Source organism: Streptomyces sp. NPDC107538 (genome assembly GCF_055657445.1).
Window position 1 is genome coordinate 477,037 of sequence record NZ_JBVKAY010000003.1, and the last position, 22,115, is coordinate 499,151.

A 22,115-nucleotide genomic window follows, 5' to 3' on the forward strand; every position below is an offset into this window, starting at 1 on the left:
GTACACGTTCCGTACGCAGCGCTTGGGGTCGGACATTGTCAGTACACGTCCCGTACGTAGCGCTTAGCCCGCCGCAGAGTCGACAGGTACTCCGCCGCGTCGTCGTCGCCGCGTCCGCGCTGCTCGGCGATGACGCCCAGCAGGGCCGTCTCCACGTCCTTCGCCATCCGGGAGGCGTCGCCGCAGACGTAGACGTGCGCGCCCTCCTCCAGCCACGCGTACAGCTCGCGCGACCGCTCCCGCATCCGGGTCTGGACGTACACCTTCTCGGTCTGGTCGCGGGAGAAGGCGAGGTCGAGTTCGGTGAGGACGCCCTGTTCCCGCAGCAGGGTCAGTTCGTCCTCGTAGACGTAGTCCGTCTCGCGGTGGCGGTCGCCGAAGAACAGCCAGTTGCGGCCGGAGGCGCCCCGCGCGGCCCGCTCGTGCAGGAAGCCGCGGAAGGGGGCGATGCCCGTGCCGGGGCCGATCATGATCACGGGTGCGTCGTCGTCGGCCGGGACGCCGAAGGCGGCGTTCGGCTGGACGTAGACGCCTACCGGGGACTCGCCGATGCGGTCCGCGAGGTACGTCGACGCCACGCCGCCGTACGTCCGCTGCCCGGAGTCGTAGCGGACCGACGCGATCGTGAGGTGGACGCTGCCCGGGTGGGCCAGCGGGCTCGACGAGATCGAGTACTGGCGGGCCTGCAACGGGCGGAGCAGGGGCAGGAGTTCGGGGAGCGCGGGGGCCTTGGGGCCCGCGTCCCGCAGCAGGTCCAGTACGTCTCTGCCCCAGAGCCAGGAGTCCAGGTCCGAGCGGTCGCCGTGCGCGACGACCGCGGCCAGCTCGCTCTCCGGGGCGCGTTCGACGAGGTCCGCGATCAGTTCCTTCGACGGGGTGCGGATCTCGCGTTCCGTGCGCAGGAGTTCGGCGGCCGACTGGTCCTCGCCCGCCCCCAGGTGCTCCAGGAGGTCGGTCACCAGCTGCTCGTCGTTCAGCGGTACGACGGCCAGCGCGTCGCCCGCCTCGTACGTGATGCCACTGTCGGCGAGGTCGAACTCGTAGTGGCGGATCTCCTTCGCGCTGTGCGGGGAGGAGATCCGCCGGTTCACGGACAGCCGGGAGGGGTACGGGGTGCGCTTGTTCCACTGGGAGCGGGGGCGCGCGGGGGCCTCCGACACGGGCGCGCCCGTTTCCGTTCCCGCTCCGGTGGCGCCCGTCTCCGCCGCCACCAGGTCCAGGACCGCCGCCGTCCACCCGGCCGCCGGCTCCTCGAAGTCCACGTCGCAGTCCACGCGGTCGTGCACCCGGGTCGCGCCGAGCTGCTCCAGCCGGGTGTCGATGAGCTTCGCCGCCTGGCAGAAGTCGTCGTAGCCGCGGTCGCCGAGGCCGAGGACCGCGTAGCGCACGGTCTCCAGGCGGGGGGCCGTGTCGGACTGGAGGGCCTCCCAGAAGAGGCCGGCGTTGTCGGGCATCTCGCCCTCGCCGTACGTCGACGTCACGACGATGACGTGGGACATCGCGGCGAGCGCGTCCGGGGTCACGTCGTCGAGCGCGGTGGTCCGGCCGCCGAGGCCCCGGGCGCGGGCACCGGCGACGATGTCCTCGGCCACCAGTTCGGCGTTGCCGGTCTGGGTGCCGATGAGGACGTCGATCGTCGCGGCGGGCGCCCCGTCCTTCGCGCCCTCCCGGCGTCCGGCGGCCGCGATGCCGGCGATGAACCCGGCGAGCCAGGACTCCTGCTGGGCGGAGAAGGGCGCGTCGGCCGGGATGAGAGTGCCGGTCGGGGGCAGGTGCGGGGCCGCGGCAAGGGGCGCGGTCAGGGGTGTGTTCGGGGGCATCACGGTCATGCGGTCACCGCCTCGGTCGGGGCCTGCGGGGCGCGGCGGGAGGCGATGTCCTCCAGGGCCGCGTTCGCGAGCAGTTCGTCGAACCGGGCGGCGCGGGCGCGGCCGGCGTTCTTGATGGTCTGGTGGACGATCCAGCCGTAGGTGCCGGGCGCGTCCACGCTCAGGTTGTTGCGCTGCTTCAGGGCGCGCTTGTAGTCGTCGAGGCGCTTGATCGCGATGAGGGTGGCGAGTTCGCCGTCGTCGAAGCGGTCCAGCGTGCCGCGCAGGTACTTCACCACGCGCTGCTTGACGAAGAAGTCCTCGGTGAGGATCAGGTTCCGGACGGCCTCGGTGACCTTCGGGTCGGTCGGGCCGGTCGCGCCGGGCACCCGCTGGAGCGCGAGGTCCTGCGCGACGCCGAGCACGGTGTACGACGACAGCAGCGAGAACATGTCGTCGCCGCCCTGGTCGCCGAAGGCCGGGGCCCGGCCGCCGAGGACGGTACGGCGGTCGCGGTAGTCCACCTTGAACGCGCGGAGCTTGTCCGTCGCGATCGAGGTCGCCAGCTCGTCCAGGAGTTCGTTGCGGGTCGCGGCCGCGAGGATCTCCCCGGCGTCCTGGTAGAGGAGCAGCGCGCGCGGCATCCCGCAGTACACGTGCTCCCGCTCGGCGGACCAGTTCTCCAGGAGGCGGGCCGCGAAGGGCGACCCCGTCGCCTCCACGTGCCAGGCCAGCAGCAGCCGTACAGCCTCCTCGTGGAAGGCACCGTGCGCGGTGTCCGTCACCGGGAAGACGAGGAGCGAGTCGGCGCTCACCCGGTCGCGGAGGTCGCCGGAGGGGTCGTACTGGTAGAGGAAACCGCCGCTCATACCGTTGCCGAGGCCCTTGCCGAAGCCGCCGAGGTTGAGGACCGTGCCGCCGGTCATGTACTCGCAGCCGAAGTCGCCGAGGCCCTCGACGACCGCCGTCGCGCCGGAGTTGCGCACGGCGAACCGGTCGCCCGCCTCGCCCTGCACGAAGGTCCGGCCGCCGGTCGCGCCGAACAGCGCGAAGTTGCCGACGAGGACGTTCCCGCCGCGTTCGGTGCTGCCGCCGCCGGGGGCGCGGACGACGATCCGGCCGCCGCTCTGGCTCTTGCCGACGCCGTCGTTGGCGGTGCCGGTGTGTTCGAGGGTGATGCCGTCGTTGCAGAAGACGCCGTACGACTGCCCGGCCGATCCGGTGGTGCGGACGGTCACCGCGTCGTCGACCAGACGGCGGCGGCCGCGGTCGTCGGTCGTGACGGCCGGGACGGCGGAGTCGTCCTGGTGGTTGAGCAGCCGCTCGATGTCGATGCCGAGCTGGCCGCCCACCGACTTGTCGCTGTTGCCGAGGTGGACGCCCTCGACGAGCAGGGACGGCTCGCGGCGGTCGAGGAGCGTGGCCCGCACCCGCTCGATGAGGGCGTCGTCGGTGGTGAAGTCCTTCTCCAGGTACTCCGGGTTCTCGACGATCTTCTCGGGCACGCGCGCGAGGAGGCGGCGGACGTCGAGACGACCGACGCTCGCCGGGTGGTCGAGGAGCTGGAGGAGATCCGTACGCCCTCGCGCCTCGCGGAGCGACCGCAGTCCCAGCCGGGCGAGGATCTGGCGGACGTCGTGCGCGATGTTGAGGAGGTACTGGGCCAGGGCGCGCGGGTCGCCCTCGAAGACCTCCGGGTTCGTGGTGAGCCCGGCGGGACACTTGACGTTGCAGTTCTTCGCCATGACGCAGCCGAGCATCATGAGGGCCGTCGTGCCGAACTCGAAGCTGTCGCCGCCGAGGAGCGCCGAGGTGACGACGTCGCCGCCGGTCTGGTGGGCGCCGGAGCAGCGCAGCACGACCTTCTGGCGGAGGCCGTTGGCGACGAGCGCCTGGTGGACCTCGGCGACGCCGATCTCCGCCGAACGCCCGGCGTACTTGAGGCTGGTGACGGCGGCGGCGCCCGTGCCGCCGGTGTTCCCGGCGACGTTGATGACGTCCGCGCCGGCCTTGGCGACACCGACCGCGATGGTGCCGATGCCCTCCGAGGAGACCAGCTTGACGATGACGCGGACGCGGGCGGCCTTGCAGTCGTGGATGAGCTGGGCGAGGTCCTCGATGGAGTACGTGTCGTGGTGCGGGGGCGGGGAGATCAGCTCGATGCCCGGGGTGCCGCCGCGGGCGGCGGCGATGTCCACCGTCACCTTCGGCGCGGGCAGCTGGCCGCCCTCACCCGGCTTCGCGCCCTGCCCGATCTTGATCTCCAGCTCCTCCAGCATCGGGTCGGCGAGATAGCCCGCCCAGATCCCGAACCGGCCGGACGCGAACTGCTTGATCCGGGAGCCCCGGATGGTGCCGTACCGGGTGTGGTGCTCGCCGCCCTCACCGCTGTTGGACATCGCGCCGACCATGTTGGTGCCGTGCGCGACGGCCTCGTGCGCGGTGGCCACGAGCGCGCCGTGGCTCATCGCGCCGGAGGCGAGGGAGCGGGTGATCTCGTGCGCGGGCTGCACCTCGTCCAGCGGGACGCTGTCGGGGGCGCTGTCGAGGAGCGCGAGGAGGTGGGCGGCGGCCCCGGTGGCGGAGACGGTGACGCCGTCGGCGTCCGCGGCCAGGGTACGTACGTCACCGAGGCGGGCGAGGCCTTCGGCGAGGGCCGCGTGCCGCTCGGCGGCGTCGGGGCCGGGGGCGGTGAGGCACAGCCGTACGCCGTCCTCCGTGACCGTGACGGTCACCCCGCGCACCGTCACGCTCGCGTTGCCGTCCGTGGAGAAGCGGCCCAGCTCGCGGGCGAAGTCCTCCGGCGTACGGAGTCCCGTCACGTCGGCGGGCAGCGCGAGGACGTCCCGGAGCGCGGCCGGGCGGCGCGAGCGCTCCTCGTGCGTGGTCCGCAGGAAGGCCCGGTACCCCGGCGTGATCCGGAACGAGTCGATCTCGGCCTCGCTGAGCGCGTCGTACCCGGTGTTGCGGTACGCGGCGTCGGTGATGCCGAACGCGTCGTCGAGCTGGCCGAGGGTGAGCAGCCGCAGGGCGTCGGAGTCCTCGGGCTTGCCGAACTCGGGCCGCTCCTCGACCATGTCGCCGAAGCCGCGGACGGCCGTGACACCGAAGGAGTGCCCCGCGCCGTCCGAGCGTTCCTTGAACAGCCCGAGCAGCGGGACCTGCCCCTCGGTCTCCACGGTCCGGGCCCGCTCGTGCCAGTCGGTCGCGGCCTGGGCGATCCGGGCGAAGCCGACACCGCCGACCGGGGCCTCCATGTGCGGGAAGGCCCGGGCGAAGACGTCGTCGCGGGTGTCGAGGTAGTTCGGCTCGAAGAACTCGCCGCCGATGTAGCTCTCGGCGGTGCACAGCCCGACCCGGCCCATCGTCTTGGCGAGGGACTTCTCGGCGGCCTTGCGGAACTTCTTCAGCGCCCGGTCGGTCTCGGTCATCTCCCCGGCGGGGGCGGGCGCGCTCGGGAACTTCTCCTCGGCGCGCAGCCGGGCGCTGAGGCTGTAGACGGCGGAGGCGCCGAAACCGAGCGCGGTCGCGACATGGTGCGAGGAGGCCAGCTGGCCGCTCTCCGCGACGAGGGAGACGCGCAGCCGCAGCCCGGTCTCGATGAGCCGCTGGTTGACGGCGGCGACGGCGAGGATGACGGGCAGGGGCGCCCGCGTCGACGACACCGCGCGGTCGGTGAGCAGCGCGATACCGCCCTGCTCGGCGGCGAACCGCTCGACGTCGTCGCAGAGCCGGTGCAGAGCCGTCCGGAGCGCGTCGGCGTTCGCGGTCTCGTCCCCGGCGACCGGCTCGTAGAGCATGGCGAACCGCTCCAGCGGAACGATCCGCTGGTCGCGCAGCCGGACCATGTCGAGATGTCCGAGCACGGGCGAGGAGACGACGAGCTGCCGTCCGCTCGTCTGGTGGGTGCCGTCGGGCTTCGGGCCGAGCGCGACGCGCATGCTCATGCCGTCGGCCTCGCGGATGCTGTCCAGCGGCGGGTTGGTGACCTGGGCGAAGCGCTGCGAGAAGTACTTCGCCATACCGCCCTCGGTGTCGCTGAGCGCGTTGATGGCGTTGCCGTAACCCATCGCGGAGATCCGCTCCGAGCCGGTGGCGAGCATCGGGTCGAGCATGAACCGGAAGCTCTCCTGGTTCAGCGCGTACGCCACGTACCGGCCCGCGAGGCTCAGGTCGCCGTCGTAGCCGAGGGTCGTCGTGCCCCGGTAGTAGTCGGGGGCGGGCAGGTCGTCGAGGTTGACCCGGGCCGCGTCGAGCAGTTCGGAGTACGGGCGGCGGGACGCGAGCGCGTCCAGGACGTCCCGGGTGCGCAGCACACGGCCGGTGCGGTGGTCGACGACGAGCATGCCGCCCGCCTCGATACGGCCCCGGTGCACGACCTCGTCGTCGGGGAACGCGACCTGGCCGGCCTCCGACGCCACCATCAGGTACTCGGCGGTCTCGACGGTCCGCAGCGGGCGCAGCCCGAGCCGGTCGAGCCGGGCGCCGACCACGTCGCCGTCGCTGAAGATGAGGGCGGCCGGGCCGTCGTTCTTCTCCTCGTAGAGGGAGAAGTACTCCAGCATGTCGCGGACGGGCGCGGGCAGGGTGCGGTCGTTCTCCCAGGCGGGAGGCATGAGCGTCACGACCGCCTCGACGATGTCGAGCCCGTCGTCGAAGACCCGGCTCTGCAGGGTCTGGTCGAGGCGGCTGGAGTCGGACTGGCCCGGCGGGCGCACGATGCTGCGGGTGCGGGCGCGCGCGAGGGCCTCGTCGGAGAGCCGGTTCTTGCGGTCCGTGTTCAGCTCGCCGTTGTGCGCCATGAGCCGGAACGGCTGCGCCATGGTCGGGTGCGGCTCGGTGTTGGTGGAGAACCGGGTGTGGAAGTAGAGCGAGCGGACCGAGTGCCGGGGGTCGGTGAGGTCGCGGAAGTACCCCACGATCTCACCGGAGTTGAGCCGCCCCTTGAGCACCTGCGTCCGCGCGCTGAGGGAGAGCGGGTACAGCCCGGCGTACGTGTCGGTGTCGGCGTAGGCGACGGCCTCGACGGCGAGCAGGGCGCGGTTCGCGGCCGAGTCGACCTCGGCGCGCGCCCAGCCCTCGGGGGCCCGGAACACCCACTGCACGATCGGCAGCTGGTACTGCTCGGCCGCGGGCGGGGCGACGGTGTGGTCGACGGGCACGTCACGGACGAGGAGCAGCTCGAAGCCCTGCTCGGCGATGCTGCGGGCCACGAGGTCCACGGCCGTGTCGCGGCGGCCGGCGTCGGTCGGCACGAAGCAGTTCGCGACGCCGAAGTGCCCGGCGCGCAGCTGCGCGCCGGTGAGCGCGCCGAAGAACTCCACGGACAGGTCGATGCTCACGCCCGCGCCGTCGCCGACACCCTCGGCGGACTTGCCGCCGCGGTGCGGGATGGCGCGGAGCGCCTCGTCGCCCTTGCGGACGACGTCATGGCTGGGCGTCCCGTCGAGACGGGTGAGGAAGCCGACGCCGCAGTCACTGTGGTCGAGGGCAGCGTCGTAGAGACCTTGGGGGGAGTGAGTCACGTGGCGGGTCCTGAGGCAGCGGGTCCGGCAGGGGGCGCCTCCCAGGCCCCGCAGGCACGGGGGCCCGAAGGAGCTGGGGGAGGAACGGCCAGGCTGCGTCGGTGGAGCGCTCGCCGCGGGCGACCCGTGTCCCTTGGGACGGGCGGGGCCCTGGGTGGTGCGATGTGGTGTGCGATGTGATTGTGGCGCGATGTGGTGCGACTGGACATAGTAAGGCTGGCCTAAGTTTCACCGCAAGGGTGTGTCCTGCACGTATGTCCGGTGTCTGGCGTCGGGCGTCGGGCGTCCGGCGTCGGGGTCCAGTGTGCGGCATCCGGGGCGATGTCGGCGAGACCCGCTCATCGGGGCCGCGCCCGGTGAGGGTTTCGCCCTCCTCGACCAGGTGGCGGGGCGCGCCGTCGTGCGTGGTGAACGGCTGGAGCCCGGCGCCGTACGGCGGTGTCGGCGAGCCGGCCCCGCAGATCCTTGCCGGTCGCCGCGCCCGGGCCGCTCTCGTACGCGGGGATCAGGGCGAGGAGCAGCCGCGCCCAGGTGCCGCCGACAGGTGGAATCGGAGCGCGTGAGCGTCGCCCGGGCGCGGGAGGCCGAGGCGGACAGGTAGTGCGCCTCCAGCCCCAGCAGACCGGCCGCGGCGGCACCGTCCGGGCCCGGGGCTGTGCAGCAGGGCGAGGACGCACTCGGCGAGCTGGGTGGCCAGGACGGGTGTGGTCTGCGTCTCGCCGCGCGGGGACGGGGGCACGGTCGTGGCCCCGGCCGACGGGTCGAAGGCGAGGTCGCGCAGGGGCGGCGGCAGCTCGTTCTCCCTGGGCACGTGGGGCGCGGCGGTGATCTCGGCCGAGTAGGACACGATCGGGTGCCCGCCGCCGCGCTCCGGGCTCCGCCGCGCTCCGGCGGTCAGTGGCGGTCGCGCCTCGGCGTTCTCTGCCCCGCGCGGAGCCTCAGCAGAGATCGAGGCGGTTGAAGTCGTACGTCGCGTAGTCCGGGACCGTGGTGATCGTGCCGTTCGCGGGGATGGAGACCCGGTACCTGGGCCCCCAGAACTGGACTTGGGCTCCGCCGGTCTGGTTGTTGCGCACAGCGAGCGCGTCGATGAAGTTCGAGAGCGACCGCGTCTCGCACCTGAACAGGTGGAAGACGCTGTGCATGCCGTCGCCCTGACCGACCGACACACAGGCGATTCCGGATGCCAGGGAGCACGTGACCAGCGCCGCGTTGCGATCGGCACTCGACACGTTCCGCTGCACCCACTCGCCCGAGTACAGCGGGGAGATCCCCGGTGTCCACGCGGCCGGCTCGGCCGCGGCGTCGGGTGCCGCATGTGCCGGTGCCTGCGCCGCCAGGGGAACAAGGACCGCCGCGGCGATCACCGTCGTGACCCATGTGGCCGCCCGATTCCTGATGTTCGTCAGTCCCATGTGAACTCCTCCGCAATCGCAGCCGATGTGGCCGCTCCAGGTTGGAACAGGCGGGACACCGGCGCCACACGTTGAAGCCCTGCCTTAAACGGAATCCGCCCAGTGGTCGTGAACCGGTGTGCGCAACGCGCCGTTGAGGAGAGCGAGCCCCGTGGGGGTGATCGTGTGCAGCACGTACTTGCCGCGCCTTATGCTCAGCAGCAGTCCGACTCCGCGCAGGACGGCCGTGTGCTGGCTCACGGCAGAACCCGAGATGCCGAACCGTTCCGCGAGTTCGCCGGTCGTGCGGCCGGTCACGACTTCCTCCAGGATGGCGGCACGGGTCCGGCCCATCAGGCCGCCCAGGCGCACCTCGGCGGAGGCCGCATCGCGTCCCTGGGCCCAGCCGAGGACGTGCTGGATCGGATAGACGAGGACCGGCGTCCGGCCGGGCGAGGACGCGGCGAGCATGACCGGCCTCCGGACGCAGTAGAAGGACGGCTGCAGCAACAGTCCCCGCTCGTCGAGCCGCAGTTCGCGGTCGACCGGGTAGTCGACCTCCAGCACGGGCGGCCGCCATCGCATGACCGGCTCGAAACTCGCCAGCAGTTCCTCGACGCCACCTCTGAGGACCGCCCTGGCACGCAGCGCGCCGTCGGCGGCCACCTGAGCGCGGATGTGCGGCCAGAACTCGTCGAGCGCCCGCCGGTAGTAACCGTGCAGGGCGATGCCCAGGCCGTGCAGCGCTTCGGGCTCCCCGCCCGCCAGGGCACGCAGACCTGTGGCCGTCGACGACGACGGCGGCTTCGGCCTGACGGGCGACGCGACGAGCTTGGTCAAGTCGCCCCGCAGGGTGGTCTTCGGGGTGCGGAGCACGGTGTCGACTGCGCTCTCCAGGTCCGGGTAGCCGCCCAGGTCGGGAGTGAGGAAGTCAGGGGAGTAGCCGCGGGGCGGAAGGAGCGCGGCGAGCAGCGCGGCGCCGCCGCGGATCAGTCGTGGCCCGACTCGGCTGCGCCACTGGCCGAACACCAGCAGGCTCTCCCCGCCGGTCAGGATCTGGAAGCTGTTCGCGATCTCCCACAGAGGGTCGGGCGTGGCCGCGACACGCAGTCGCGCGAGGTCCCCAGCAGTGAAGTGCACCCGCAACATAGCGGTCTCCGGACGAGGTAGTCACCGTGTGGGCAGGCCACCGACAATGACCAGCCCGGTCTGCGTGGGGCAAGGCGGCATTCGGCCGTGTGACGGCCGCGCCGGATCTCGCCCACGCGGTCGGCCACTTGCCGCGTGCCGCAGTACGTGATGAGGGTGCCCGCCGGCTGTGCTGCCGGCCGCTGGGCCGAGCGCGGCCAGAACGTCCCCAACCGGAGCGAATCTCTCCGCCCGCCGCGCACATCCAAGGCCGCGTCGTGTGCGTCTTACAGGCAAGTCCGCTGCCCGCGAGGGAAGTTCGGCTGCCCGGGAGGGCAGAGCGGCGAAGACCGCCGTGGACGCCGTGGACCACCGAAGATCACCGCAGATCACCGCCACCGGAGGATCCGATGCAACGACGCCTCGTCATCTCTGCCGCCACCGTCGCCGCGCTCTGCGCCGGCACGCTCGTCGGTACCGCCACCACCGCCTCCGCCGCGCCCAAGGCCGTGGACTGCCGCAAAGTGAAGTGCGTGGCGCTCACCTTCGACGACGGGCCGGTCAAGGACACCCAGCGGCTGCTGAACCTCCTGAAGGCGGGCGGCGACACCAGAGCCACCTTCTACGCCGTCGGCTCGAACGTGCAGAAGAACCCGGCGACGGTGAAGGCCGCGGCGAAGGCCGGTCACCAGATAGGCAACCACAGCTGGGATCACGCGGATCTGACCAAGCTCAGCGCCGCGAAGATCAAGTCGCAGTTCTCCCGTACGGACACGGCGATCCAGCAGGCGACGGGCAAGAAGCCCACCACCGTCCGCGCCCCCTACGGCGCCCACAACGCGGCCGTCCGCTCGGCCGCCGCACGGCCGCTGGTGCACTGGAGCGTCGACACCCTCGACTGGAAGTACCGCGACACGGCCCGGCTCATCAAGTACGTCAACGCCAACACCAAGCCCGGGGACATCGTCCTCATGCACGACATCCACCGGACGACGGTCGACGCGGTGCCCGGCATCATCAAGGCCCTCAAGGCGCGCGGCTTCCACTTCGTGACCGTCGACCAGCTCTTCGCCCCGGCCAAGCTGCCGAGCGGGAAGGTGACTTATCACAACCGTGCCGCGTACCGGCCGTGACCAGGAGTACGGCCGTGTAGGCGCGACGGCGGGAGCGGGGGTCTCCCGGTCAGCCGGAGCCGGAGCCTGAGTCGTGGGGGCCGGGAGCGGAACTGTCGGGTGCTGCGTGCCCGGCGCGGCGGCGGTACTCGGCGTTGATGCGCTGCGCGTCCTCCAACTGGTCCTCAAGGATGACGATGCGGCAGGCGGCGTCGATCGGTGTGCCCCGGTCGACGAGTTCGCGGGCGCGCGCGGCGATCCGCAGTTGGTAGCGGGAGTACCGGCGGTGTCCGCCCTCCGAGCGCAGCGGAGTGATCAGGCGGGCCTCACCGATGGCGCGCAGGAAGGCCGGGGTGGTGCCGAGCATCTCGGCGGCACGGCCCATCGTGTAGGCGGGGTAGTCGTCGTCGTCCAGACGATCACTGAGCGGGTTGTCTGCTGTCATGTCACCTCGTAGTGCAACGCGTCGAGGGGCCCTGGCGCCGTACGGCACCAGGGCCCCGAAGGAAATTCAACACCATCTGTCGGCCTTGATGCTCTGCCGACCTTCTGCCTCCGTCACCGGCCCTGTGTCAGGGGGTGCGGGGATCGCGGCTGCGTGACCGGGGACCACCTTCCAATCCGGGGTCTTGCGGTACCCGGCCGAGTGTTGTGCCGCTCGGGCCGGGCGATCCTGATGGCGTCCGCTCCTCCGTCCTTTCTCCGAACCAACGGCTTCTGAGCCGTACTGACCTGCGTGCCGCGTGTGCCGCGACTCCCGGCAGTTCGTGTCTGCCGGGCTGTCCAGACCGTCTTGATGAGAAGGAGACTAGTCGCGTCGAGGCCCAATGTCTACTGTTGCCAGAGTAGATTTACCTCCTCTGGGGGAGGAGGAAGCCTGTCACCTGCGGCGATGCGGCGATGTGGAGATGTAGGGATGCGGCGATGCGGCGTCGGCGGTCATGGGCGGTGGCCCTGACGGGGCGGAGGGACGACGTGAGGGCCTGCCGACTGATGTCGGCAGGCCCTCACTGTGGTTCTGGCGGGCGGCCCTCCGCCCTGGCTCACCTGCGCGTCTGGGTCGCAGCTCACCCGTGCGTCTGGGCCGCCGGTATTTCCGCGGCGGGAATGAATGGCGCGGAGTAGCGCGAGAACGAGCCGGGGATTATGGGAGCGCGCCCGGAAATACAGCGAGCTGGGCCCGCACCAAAAGGTGCGGGCCCAGCTGCGAAGAATGCGTTGCCGCAGGCGTCAGGCGGGAACGATGTTCTCGGCCGTCGGGCCCTTCTGGCCCTGCGCGATGTCGAAGGAGACCTTCTGGCCCTCCTGCAGCTCGCGGAAGCCCTGGGTGGCGATGTTCGAGTAGTGGGCGAAGACGTCGGGGCCGCCGCCGTCCTGCTCGATGAAGCCGAAGCCCTTTTCCGCGTTGAACCACTTCACGGTGCCGTTCGCCATGTCATTTCTCCTTCGGAGACGATGTACGGAATTCACCCTGTGTGGATTCCGTGTCGCCGTGCTGATTTACCCGTCGGAAAAATGAACCTTCTGGCAACCACACCTGCAACTGGCATCGACGTTAGCACGATGTCGGCGGCCCTGCGGGATAGATGATTTCGTTCCGTCGGGAGGTCGAGGAATGCTTGCGGCGTCCCCGACCTATTCTTCCTCTCGCGAATATAGATATTGTTCCGCGCGGCGAGGTGCGGTCCAGGTGATGTGCGGGGGCTCGACCCGTCCGCACAGGGGGCCGCCCCGGGCGTCGGTGAGGCCGAGGTGGCCGACCAGCAGTCCGTCGCGTGCGGCGGCGGCGAGGATGTCGGCGGGGACGACGTCCAGCATGAGTTTGGCGCGGCGGAACATCGTGAAGGTGCCCGACTCGTCGACCGTGCCCCACGACAGATAGACGAAGCGCCGGCCCAGCCGGTCCTGCACATAGGGGCCCTGGATGTCGGTGCCGGCCGGGGAGGTGCTCGCGGTGCACTCCAGGGTCCAGGTCGCGGAAGGCGCGTCGCCCGGCCGCGGCTCCAGGAGTTCGGCCGGCCGGTCACGGCGTTGTACGGCGACGTGGAGGACGCCGGGCGCGGGAACCCTGCCGTCGGCGGACACGGGGCGGGTGAGGCCGGGCAGGTCGACGGCGTCGATGCGGATACGCATACCACCCATCATCCTCGCCGCCCACGCCTGCCCCGGCTGCCCCGCGCTCGTCCCGCCTGCCTCGCGCCTGGCCCTAGCTCGTGCCGCGCCGGCCAGGCCCAGCTCCCCGGAGCTTCCCCGTCCCCGTGCCGCGCCTGCCCCGCGCTCGTCCCGCCTGCCTCGCGCCTGCCCCTAGCTCGTGCCGCGCCCGCCCCACGCCCCGCGCTGTCCAGCGTCCGCCCCGTCCCCGTGCCGCGTCCGCCCCGTCCCCGTGCCGCGTCCGCCCCCCGCCTGCCCCGCGCCCCGCCCAGCGTCCCCGTACCCGCCCAGCGTCCGCCCCCCCCCGCCTGCCCTGCCCCCGCGACCGCCCCGCGCCCGTCCCGCCTGCCCCGTCCCCGTGCCGCGCCGACCCCGTCCCGTGCCGCGTCCGCCCCGTCCCCGTGCCGCGCCGGCCCCGAGCCCGCCCCATCCCCGTGCCATCCGGCCCCGCGCCCACCCCCGTCCCCGCCTCGCTCCCACACGCCCCGCCCCCCCGCCCGTCCGCGTCACTCAATACCGCCGCCGGGCCGAACGCGATTTCGACTGCTTTCTGGAACCGATTGTGTGCGTTCCGTTGACACCCCGCACATCTCCTCCTAGTCTCGCGCCCACCTTCCGACCAAGCGACGAGATTTCGAACAACGGGGTTCCAGTGCGCACCGGATCGACCAGCAGGCCCAACCGAAGAGCCGCTCTCGCGACCTTCGCCGGGGTGGCCTCCCTCGCCCTCACCGTGTCCGCCTGCGGGGGCGAGACCACCGGGGCCAGCACCGAGCGCGGCACCATCGGTGTCGCGATGCCGACCCGGGCGTCCGAGCGCTGGCTCACCGACGGCAAGAGCGTCGTCGAGGACCTGGAAGGCAAGGGCTACAAGACCAAGCTGGTCTACGGCGACGACGATCCGAAGGCCCAGGTCGACCAGATAGGCAAGCTGATCGCACAGGGCGTAGACGCGCTGATCATCGCGGCCATCGACAACAAGTCCCTGAACGGCGTGCTCCAGCAGGCCGCCACCGCGGACATCCCGGTGATCTCCTACGACCGGCTCATCCTCGGCACCAGGAACGTCGACTACTACGTCTCCTTCGACAACGAGCAGGTCGGCCGCCTCCAGGCCCGCCACATCATCGAGAAACTCGGCCTGGAGGACGGCAAGGGCCCGTTCAACATCGAACTGTTCGCCGGCTCGCCCGACGACAACAACACCAAGTTCTTCTACGACGGCGCGATGCACCTGCTGCAGCCGTACCTGGACAACAAGCAGCTCGTCGTCCCGTCCGGCGAGACCGAGATGGACCAGATCACCACCCTGCGCTGGGACGGACCCACCGCGGAGAAGCGGATGAACAAGGTCCTCGCCGAGTCGTACGGCAGCGGCGAGCAGCTCGACGCGGTCCTCTCGCCGTACGACGGGATCTCCATCGGCGTCCTGAACGCGGTGAAGGCGGACGGTTACGGCACCGCGGCCAAACCCCTCCCGGTCGTCACCGGCCAGGACGCCGAACTGGCCTCGGTGAAGTCGATCATCGCGGGTGAGCAGTCGCAGACCGTCTTCAAGGACCTCCGCCAACTCGCCCAGATGGCCTCGACCATGGCCGACGACATCCTCAACGGCGATACGCCGGAGCTGAACAACCGCCGGTCCTACAAGAACGGCGTCAAGGCCGTCCCCGCGTATCTGCTGCAGCCGATCAGCGTCGACAAGACCAACTACGAGTCCGTGCTGGCCGTGAGCGACCTCTACACCCCCGAGGACCTCAAGCCGTAGCAGTCGTGGCGGCCGGAGTCCCCCGCCGGGTCACGCCCCGCGCGGCCGGGTCAGGCCGGTGTCGTACGCGAAGATCGTGGCCTGGACGCGGTCGCGCAGCCCCAACTTGCGGAGCAGCGCGTTGACATGGGATTTCACGGTGCCCGTCGTGACGCCCAGGGTGTCCGCGATCTCGGCGTTGGCGAGTCCCGCCGCCACCAGCGTCAGGATCTCGCGCTCGCGCGGGGTGAGGGTGGCGAGGGGCGCGGGGCCCGGTGCGGGCGCGGAGTGCGCGAAGGTCTCGATCAGGCGGCGGGTGACGGCCGGGGCGAGGATGCCGTCCCCGGACGCCACGGCCCGGATGCCGCTGAGCAGTTCCTCCGGCCGGGCGTCCTTGAGGAGGAACCCGGAGGCGCCCGCGCGCAGCGCGTCATGGACGTACGCGTCCTGGTCGAAGGTGGTCAGCACGAGGACGCGCGGGGCGTCCTCCCACGCGGTGAGCAGCCGGGTGGCGGTCAGGCCGTCCATGCCCGGCATCCGGATGTCCATCAGGACGACGGCGGGCGCGAGACGCCGCGCCAGTTCCACGGCGTGGGCGCCGTCGCCCGCCTCCGCGACGACCGTCAGGTCCGGCTCAGCGTCGACGATGGCGGCGAACCCGGCACGGACCACGGCCTGGTCGTCGACCACCATCACGCGGACGGGGGGAGCGGGGGTGACTTCGGCGGCAGGGGAGGGGACTTGGGCGGGGACTTGGGCTGGGGTCGGGGCTGAGGCTGAGGCTGAGGCGGGGGTCGGGGGCGGGGTCGGGGTTTCGATGGGAGGCACCTCCTCGGGGTCCGTCGGGGGTCTGTCGGGGGTCTGTCGGGGGCTTTCCGGGTCACGGCCTGGCGGGGGGCTCGGCCGGAGGCGCGGCCGGTTCGGTGGGCTGCGCCGTGGGGTCGGTCCGCGTCGTTCCGGTGGTCCGCGTCGTTCCGGTGGTTCGAGCCGTTCCGGTGGTTCGGGTCGTTCCGATGACCTGAGCTGTATCGGTGGGCTGCGCCGTCCCGGTGGGCTGCGGCGTTCCGGGGGCGGTCGCCGCTCCTTGTCTTAGCACGGCCAGGAGTTCGCGCATGGCGGTGAGGGCTGCTCTGGCCTGTTCGGCGGCGCCGTCGAGGTCCTCGCGCTCGGCGTGGGCCACCACCGCGTCGGCGTGCCGGAGCACCGCCTGGCGCAACTCGGCGGCGATACGCTGCCGTTCCTCGTACGCCTCGACGACCGCGGACCACGCCGCCGCCGACAGCGCGCCGTCCTCGCGCCGGGTGACGCGTTCGCGGCGCCGGCGGACGAAGACGCCCAGGCCCCAGACGCCGGTCGTCGGCACGGCCAGGAACAGCGTGACGAACGTGGCGAAGAACCCGAGGAGGACGAGGAACAGGGAGCTTCCGGCCTCTACCCCGGGTGCGAGGGAGCCGCCGCTCAGCAGGTCGAGGGCGACCGTCGCCGCCGCGAGCGCGGTCGCGACCAGGGGGATCGCCGGCCAGGTGCGGCCGGGGGGTCCGGCGTAGGCCGCCACCGCGCGCAGGGCGACGCATTCCGCGCCCGCCCCCGCCAGGGTCAGCGCCCAGGCCGCGTCCGACGGCAGCAGCCCTTGGGCCAGGGCGAGCGGGGGGATCCAGGCGGTGGCCAGCACCAGGAGGAGGGTGGTCCAGGGGGCCCGGCGCCGCCACAGCAGCGGCAGGGCGTGCAGGACGGCGGGCAGGACGGCCGTGGCGGTGGCGGCCGGCCGCTCGATCAGTACGGCCACGACGGGCAGCGCGGCGACGGCGAGCACGGTCGCCAGGTCGGCCCAACTCGCGTGCGGGAGCGCCGCATTACGCCGCCCGGCCGCACGCGGATACGGCAGCCGCGCCCGCACGACCCACCCCGGCCCCTCCACACGCGGCCCCACGTCGACACTGCCCCCGAGCCCAGCCGCCCGCTCCCGCATCCCCACGGTCCCGCGCCCGGAGCCGAGCCTTTGCCGGGGGGCCGGGACGGGGGGAGGGGCGACGAGGGCCGAGGGTGCGTGGGGAGCCGGGGTCGGGTGGGGAGGCGTGGTGGGGGTGGGGGCTGAGGTGGGGCCGGGGGGCGCGGTCGGGTGGGTGACTGGGGGCGGGCCGGAGAAGGCGGCGGGGTGGGAAGGAGCTGCCGGGCGCGAGGCTGTCGCCGGGTGGGGGAGCGCAGCCGGGGCGTCGGTGGCTGCGGTCGGGTGGGGGACCGGGGTCGGGACGGGGGCTGTGGCCGGGTGGGTGACCGGGGTCGGGACGGAGGCCAGGGCCCGGCCTCCCGCCGTGGTTGGGGTGGAGGCTGCCGGCGGGTGGGGAGGCGTGGGCGGGGTGTGTGGCGTTGCCGGGAGGAGTGGGGGGCCGTCTGGGCCCGTGTCTTCGACCAGGAGGGTCAGGGACTCCTCCGTGTCGTGGAGGGTGACGTGGACGGTGGTGCCGGGGGCGTAGCGCAGGGAGTTGGTGAGGGACTCGCGGGTGAGGGCGAAGGCGGTGTCGGCGACCGGTCCGGTCAGGGTGGCCGGGTCGGGGGCGATGTCCAGGGTCACGTGCTGGCCCAGGCGTACGAACCCCGCGGCGAGTTCGGCGACGCGTTCTTCGAGCGGGCTCTCCTCGTCGGCCGCCGAGGTCCGCAGCACCGTCACGAGCCGGTGCAGCGCCTCCACGGTCGCCCGTCCGCCCTCCGCCGCCAACCGCAGCGCGTCGGCGGTCAGTTCCGGTCTGCGGTCACCGAGACGGCGGGCCGCCTCCGCCGTGACCACGACCGACGTGAGGTGGTGCGCGCTGACATCGTGCAACTCCCGGGCGAGCCGGTCCCGTTCGGTGGTGGCCGCGCTGCCGCGTACCGCCTCGGCCCGCGCCAGCTCCCGTTCGGCGGCGCGGCGGCCAGCGAGCCACTGACGGCGGCTGCGGCCCGCACCCACCGTGCCCGCGAACACCGCGAGGCTCGCCAGCGCCTCCCCGCCGATGTCCACGGCCGAGTCGTACACCGCGAGCGCCCCGAGCACCGCCGATCCGATCAGTACGGCCGCCACGAGGACGGCCGTCCGGCCCGGCCGCCGTATCGCGACCGAGTACAGCGCGACCACGCCCGCCACCGCGACGGCCAGCAGCCCTTCGTCCGGTACGACGAACTGCGCGGCCACTGTCAGCGCGTCGATGGTGAGCGCGGCGAGGACGGGGGAGCGCCGGCGCACCCCCAGCACGGCCGTGGCCGCCACGGTCGTGGCCAGGCCCACGACGAGCTGCGGCGCCTCCGCCGTCCCGCCGCGCAGCAGCGTGTACCCCGGCCAGACGGACAGCTGGACGACCGCCAACAGCGCGGGCAGCAGCCAGTCCCGTATGCGCTCCATGATGGCGCCGATCATACTTTCGGCCCGCCGCCGGGGCCGTCCCTATCCCGGGTTGCAGATACCGGTCGTGCGCAGGGCCGACGCCACGGCCGTACGCACCCCGGGATGCTGAGGCGCATGACGACGACACACCCGGCCGGAGAGCCGCTGCCGCCCCAACCACCCACCACGGGAGGGCCGTACGGGCCGCATGCCGCGTACGGGCCGCTCGCCGCGAGCGGACCGCACAGCGCGAGCGGACCGCACAGCGCGAGCGGACCGCACAGCGCGAGCGGACCGCACAGCGCGAGCGGACCGCACAGCGCGAGCGGACCGCACAGCGTCGGTGCGCCGCACGCCCTCGGCGGGCCGTACCAGCAACTGCCCTACTACCCCTACCAGCCGCACCAACCACCCGGCCCGCCCTGGCAGCGGACCGCCGCCCCGCCGCCGCCCGTGCCACCCCTCCCGTACCACCGGCTCGCGCTGGCGGACGGACGGCACCGGTGGTGGCGGCCGCTGGTGGGGACCGGGGTGGTGTTCCTCGGGGCGGTACTGGCCGCGCTGGTGGTGTTCGGCGGGGGCGAGATTGCCGGCGCCGTCCTCGACCGCCCCCGGGACGCCGACGGCGTCGTGGTCTGGGGCCCGATCGGCGACACCGCCCTGCTGTTGCTCTCCATCGGCCTGTGCATCCCGGTGGTGCTGCTGGCCGCGCGCTGGACGCAGCGCCGCCCGCCCGGCACCCTCGCGTCGGTGGCGGGCGCCCTGCGATGGCGCTGGCTCGGGCTGTGCCTCGTGGTGGCCCTGCCCGTGGCCGCGGCCACCCTGGGCCTCTCCCTGCTCCTCCCCGGGGCCGACACCGGCGCGCCGGAATGGACGTGGGCCGGCGCGACCCCGTTCCTGCTCGGCCTCGCGACGGTCTGTCTGCTGGTGCCGTTCCAGGCCGCGGCCGAGGAGTACGTGTTCCGGGGCTGGCTGACGCAGACGGTCGGAGCGTGGTGCCGCTCACCCTGGATCGCGGTCGTGCCGCAGGCCGTGCTCTTCGCCGCCGCGCACGGCTGGGGAACCCCCTGGGGCTTCGCCGACCTGGTGGCCTTCGGCCTGATCACGGGCCTGCTGACCATTCGTACGGGCGGCCTCGAAGCGGCGATCGCCCTGCACGTCCTCAACAACCTGCTCCCCCTGGGCATCCTGTCGGCCACCGTCGACGGCCTCGGCATCGACGGGACCGCCGCCGACATGGACTGGATGATGCTGGCCCTCGATGTCCCCCTGGTCGCCCTCTACGCGGCGGCCGTGGTGTGGCTGGCCCGCCGCCGGGGCCTCGACACACGCCACGACGACACACGCCAGGACACGTGCCACGACACACGCCAGGACACACGCCACGACACCTGAGGGCGTCCCGTCGGTGTCAGGCCGCTTCCCTGCGCGCCGCGAGCAGGGTGACGTCGTCCTCGGCGGGGCCGTGGACCAGGCGCGCGAGCAGGGTGTCGAGGACGCCCTCCAGGGGGCCGTCCACGCGGAGGCCGAGGCCGGTCAGGCGGCGCAGCGAGGCGTCGATGTCGACCCGGCGCTGCTCGACCAGCCCGTCGGTGTACAGCAGGAGCACGTCTCCGGGCGGCAGCGGCACGGTCGACGCCTCGTGCCCGCCCAGGTCGGTGCCGAGGGGCGGGCCCGCCGGGACCGGCACCAGATCGGTACGGCCCTGCCGGCGCAGCAGCACGGGCGGGGGATGGCCCGCGCTGGAGATCGTGCAGGTGCCGGAGCCGGGGTCGACGAGGGCCAGCAGGCAGGTGGCGACCCGGTCGACGCCGATGCTGGCCACCCGGTGGTCGGCCTCGTCCAGGACGCGTTCGACGGGGGCGCCGGACACGGCGAGGGTGCGCAGCAGCGAGCGGTAGTGGCTCATGGCGACGGCCGCGGTGAAACCGTGGCCCATCACATCCCCCACGACCTGGAGCGTCTGCCCCGACGGCAGCGCGATCGAGTCGCACCAGTCGCCGCCGACCAGCGCGTGCCGCCCCGCCGGCAGATACCGGGAGGCGACCTCGACGTCCGGGTGGGGGCTACCGGGCTCCGACAGCAGCGCGCGCTGCAGTTCCAGGGCCATGTCGTGCTCGAAGGAGTACTGCCGGGCGTTGTCGATCGCGGCGGCGGCCCGGCCGGCGAGATCCTGCGCGACGATGACGTCCTCGTCGGTGAAGGGCGCGGAGTCCCCGGCCCTGAACAGGGAGACGAGGCCGACCGGATGCCCCTTCGTCGGCAGCGGCACGCAGAGGAGGGAGTGGACCTCCGCGGCGCGCATCGCCTTCACCTTGGACGGCGGCACATGCATGTCGAGCAGTACGTCGTCCGTGACGAGGTTTCCCACCCACGGCCGGCCGGCGTCCAGGCACAGCCTGGGCTGTGTGCCACGGGGGGCGTCGAAGTACTCCCCGACGTTCCTGATCGCGCCCAGGCTGCTGTCGGCGTCCGAGCCTCCGGCGACGGCGACGACACGCAGCCGTACGATCCCGGGAGCCGGGGGCGGGGCGTCATCGGACTCCTCCTCCAGCGTGCAGACGCTGGCCCGGTCCGCCAGGCTCGGCACCACGAACTCGGCCAGCTCGGCGCAGGTCTCCTCCACCCCGAGCGTCGTACCGATGCGGGTGGTGGCCGTGTCCAGCAGGGCGAGGCGTTGCTGCGTCCGCTCCAGGTCGTCCATGGACTGCCGCAGCCCGCTCACCTCCACCGCGATGCCGCACAGGCCGGTCACCCGCCCGTTCTCCTCCAGCCGGTGGTAGACCGCGCTCCACTGCCGGTTCGGGAACGGCGAGCCCGCCAGGGTCCGGCCCGTGACGGACAGCTCGCGGGGGCGGCCGTCGTCGAGGACCATGCGCAGGATCTCCTCCGAGCGATGGATACCCGGCAGTACCTCGCCCATGGTCCGGCCGTGGAACGACGCGGCGGGCACCCCGCTCATCCGCGCCATGGCCGGGTTGACATAGCGGTAGCGCAACCGCTCGTCCATGACCGCCACCGCGGCGGGCGTACCGTCCAGGACGCGGCGCAGGATGCCGTACTCGTGGGCCTGTTCCAGCACCTCGCCGGGCGCGTCCGCCACGGCGGACAGCAGCATGTCCTCAGCGCCTGCGAAGAGCCACTTGAGCGGCAGCCGGTCGAAGCCCACGCCGGACCCTCCTCACGCGCCCCTGATGAGGTCATGCCTCCGTCCAGTCTTGCCCAGCCCCCGCCGCACCGCACCCGCAGGCTGGACCCCTGCCGGAGCCGCAGCCGGTGCCGGTGTCTGCGTGCCGCCGAGCGCGGGTACCCGGCGGTGGACGCGACGAGCGAAGGCGGACCGAGGCCCACCAGGCGTACGGAGGTGGCGACGGTATGCAGACCTTCCTGCCCTGTCCCGGCTTCAGGGAGTCCGCGCTGCTCCTGGACCGGCGCCGGCTCGGCAAGCAGCGGGTCGAGGCCCTGCAGGTCCTGCGCGGCCTCGTCGTGCCGGGCTACGGGTGGCGTCGGCACCCGGCCGTGCGGATGTGGGCGGGATACGAGGAGGCGCTGGTCCGGTACGGCCTGGACGTCTGCGCGGTGTGGTGCGAGCAGGGGCACCGGGACAGCTGCGCGGCCACGCTGGTCGCCGACCTCGCCGTGGTCCGCCCCGACGAGCCGGTACGCGACCAGCCGCGCCTGGCGGCCGCCGGGGAACTGCCGCCCTGGCTCGGCGACGAGGACTTCCACCGCAGCCACCGGTCGGCGCTGGTGCGCAAGGATCCGGCCGTCTATGCGCCGCTGTTCCCCGGTGTGCCGGACGATCTGCCGTACGTCTGGCCGTCGTCCGACCGGGGAGACGGCTCGCCCGCCGACGGGACGCCCGGCGCTGCTCGGTGAGGCTCGTGTGGCG

Annotated in this window: 15 protein-coding genes; 4 read left to right on the forward strand and 11 right to left on the reverse strand. The window is 72.7% G+C overall.

Going from position 1 to position 22,115, the window contains the following annotated elements:
• Positions 1–38: 38 nt before the first annotated feature.
• The 5 genes from ACZ7MG_RS12675 to ACZ7MG_RS12695 form a co-directional block, all read right to left on the reverse strand.
• On the reverse strand, positions 39–1,829 hold the full coding sequence (locus tag ACZ7MG_RS12675) for a diflavin oxidoreductase (protein WP_471381966.1): 1,791 nt from the start codon (positions 1,827–1,829) through the stop codon (positions 39–41).
• Positions 1,826–7,333 (reverse strand): glutamate synthase-related protein, encoded by a 5,508-nt coding sequence (locus tag ACZ7MG_RS12680; protein WP_471381964.1) that lies wholly within the window; start codon positions 7,331–7,333, stop codon positions 1,826–1,828. The genes ACZ7MG_RS12675 and ACZ7MG_RS12680 overlap by 4 nt, the downstream gene beginning before the upstream one ends.
• A 505-nt stretch (positions 7,334–7,838) precedes the next feature.
• The gene (locus ACZ7MG_RS12685) at positions 7,839–8,180 is read right to left on the reverse strand and encodes a hypothetical protein (protein ID WP_471381963.1); all 342 of its coding nucleotides are present in this window, start codon (positions 8,178–8,180) and stop codon (positions 7,839–7,841) included.
• A 91-nt stretch (positions 8,181–8,271) separates the two neighbouring features.
• Positions 8,272–8,748, reverse strand: a complete 477-nt coding sequence (locus tag ACZ7MG_RS12690) for a hypothetical protein (RefSeq protein ID WP_471381962.1) — start codon at positions 8,746–8,748, stop codon at positions 8,272–8,274.
• 84 nt (positions 8,749–8,832) lie between these two features.
• The gene (locus ACZ7MG_RS12695) at positions 8,833–9,876 is read right to left on the reverse strand and encodes an ArsR/SmtB family transcription factor (RefSeq protein ID WP_471381960.1); all 1,044 of its coding nucleotides are present in this window, start codon (positions 9,874–9,876) and stop codon (positions 8,833–8,835) included.
• A gap of 389 nt (positions 9,877–10,265) precedes the next feature.
• Between ACZ7MG_RS12695 and ACZ7MG_RS12700 the strand changes: the two genes are divergently transcribed.
• Positions 10,266–10,988 carry a polysaccharide deacetylase family protein gene (locus tag ACZ7MG_RS12700; protein ID WP_471381959.1) on the forward strand — a complete coding sequence of 241 codons (723 nt, stop codon included), beginning with the start codon at positions 10,266–10,268 and terminating at the stop codon, positions 10,986–10,988.
• Positions 10,989–11,037: 49 nt separating this feature from the next.
• On the opposite strand, the gene ACZ7MG_RS12705 is transcribed toward ACZ7MG_RS12700, so the two are convergent.
• From ACZ7MG_RS12705 to ACZ7MG_RS12715, 3 genes are all read right to left on the reverse strand, one after another.
• Entirely contained in the window at positions 11,038–11,412 is a 375-nt protein-coding gene (locus ACZ7MG_RS12705) for a helix-turn-helix domain-containing protein (protein ID WP_471381957.1), read from the reverse strand.
• Positions 11,413–12,197: 785 nt separating this feature from the next.
• On the reverse strand, positions 12,198–12,401 hold the full coding sequence (locus ACZ7MG_RS12710; RefSeq protein WP_111583937.1) for a cold-shock protein: 204 nt from the start codon (positions 12,399–12,401) through the stop codon (positions 12,198–12,200).
• A 201-nt stretch (positions 12,402–12,602) separates the two neighbouring features.
• On the reverse strand, positions 12,603–13,100 hold the full coding sequence (locus ACZ7MG_RS12715) for a DUF5990 family protein (RefSeq protein WP_471381954.1): 498 nt from the start codon (positions 13,098–13,100) through the stop codon (positions 12,603–12,605).
• Positions 13,101–13,770: 670 nt separating this feature from the next.
• Between ACZ7MG_RS12715 and chvE the strand changes: the two genes are divergently transcribed.
• Entirely contained in the window at positions 13,771–14,886 is a 1,116-nt protein-coding gene (gene chvE / locus ACZ7MG_RS12720; RefSeq protein ID WP_471381953.1) for a multiple monosaccharide ABC transporter substrate-binding protein, read from the forward strand.
• A 30-nt stretch (positions 14,887–14,916) separates the two neighbouring features.
• Here chvE and ACZ7MG_RS12725 read toward each other — a convergent pair whose 3' ends face one another.
• Both ACZ7MG_RS12725 and ACZ7MG_RS12730 read right to left on the reverse strand, forming a co-directional pair.
• Positions 14,917–15,558, reverse strand: a complete 642-nt coding sequence (locus tag ACZ7MG_RS12725) for a response regulator (RefSeq protein ID WP_471381950.1) — start codon at positions 15,556–15,558, stop codon at positions 14,917–14,919.
• A 187-nt stretch (positions 15,559–15,745) separates the two neighbouring features.
• Entirely contained in the window at positions 15,746–18,241 is a 2,496-nt protein-coding gene (locus tag ACZ7MG_RS12730; RefSeq protein WP_471381948.1) for a sensor histidine kinase, read from the reverse strand.
• Between the two features lie 117 nt (positions 18,242–18,358).
• Here ACZ7MG_RS12730 and ACZ7MG_RS12735 point away from each other — a divergent pair, with 117 nt between their 5' ends.
• Entirely contained in the window at positions 18,359–19,618 is a 1,260-nt protein-coding gene (locus tag ACZ7MG_RS12735; RefSeq protein ID WP_471381945.1) for a lysostaphin resistance A-like protein, read from the forward strand.
• Positions 19,619–19,634: 16 nt separating this feature from the next.
• On the opposite strand, the gene ACZ7MG_RS12740 is transcribed toward ACZ7MG_RS12735, so the two are convergent.
• On the reverse strand, positions 19,635–21,392 hold the full coding sequence (locus tag ACZ7MG_RS12740) for a SpoIIE family protein phosphatase (RefSeq protein ID WP_471381942.1): 1,758 nt from the start codon (positions 21,390–21,392) through the stop codon (positions 19,635–19,637).
• A gap of 206 nt (positions 21,393–21,598) precedes the next feature.
• Here ACZ7MG_RS12740 and ACZ7MG_RS12745 point away from each other — a divergent pair, with 206 nt between their 5' ends.
• Positions 21,599–22,102: an MSMEG_6728 family protein gene (locus ACZ7MG_RS12745; RefSeq protein ID WP_471381940.1), complete on the forward strand. Its 504-nt coding sequence runs from the start codon at positions 21,599–21,601 to the stop codon at positions 22,100–22,102.
• Positions 22,103–22,115: the final 13 nt, after the last annotated feature.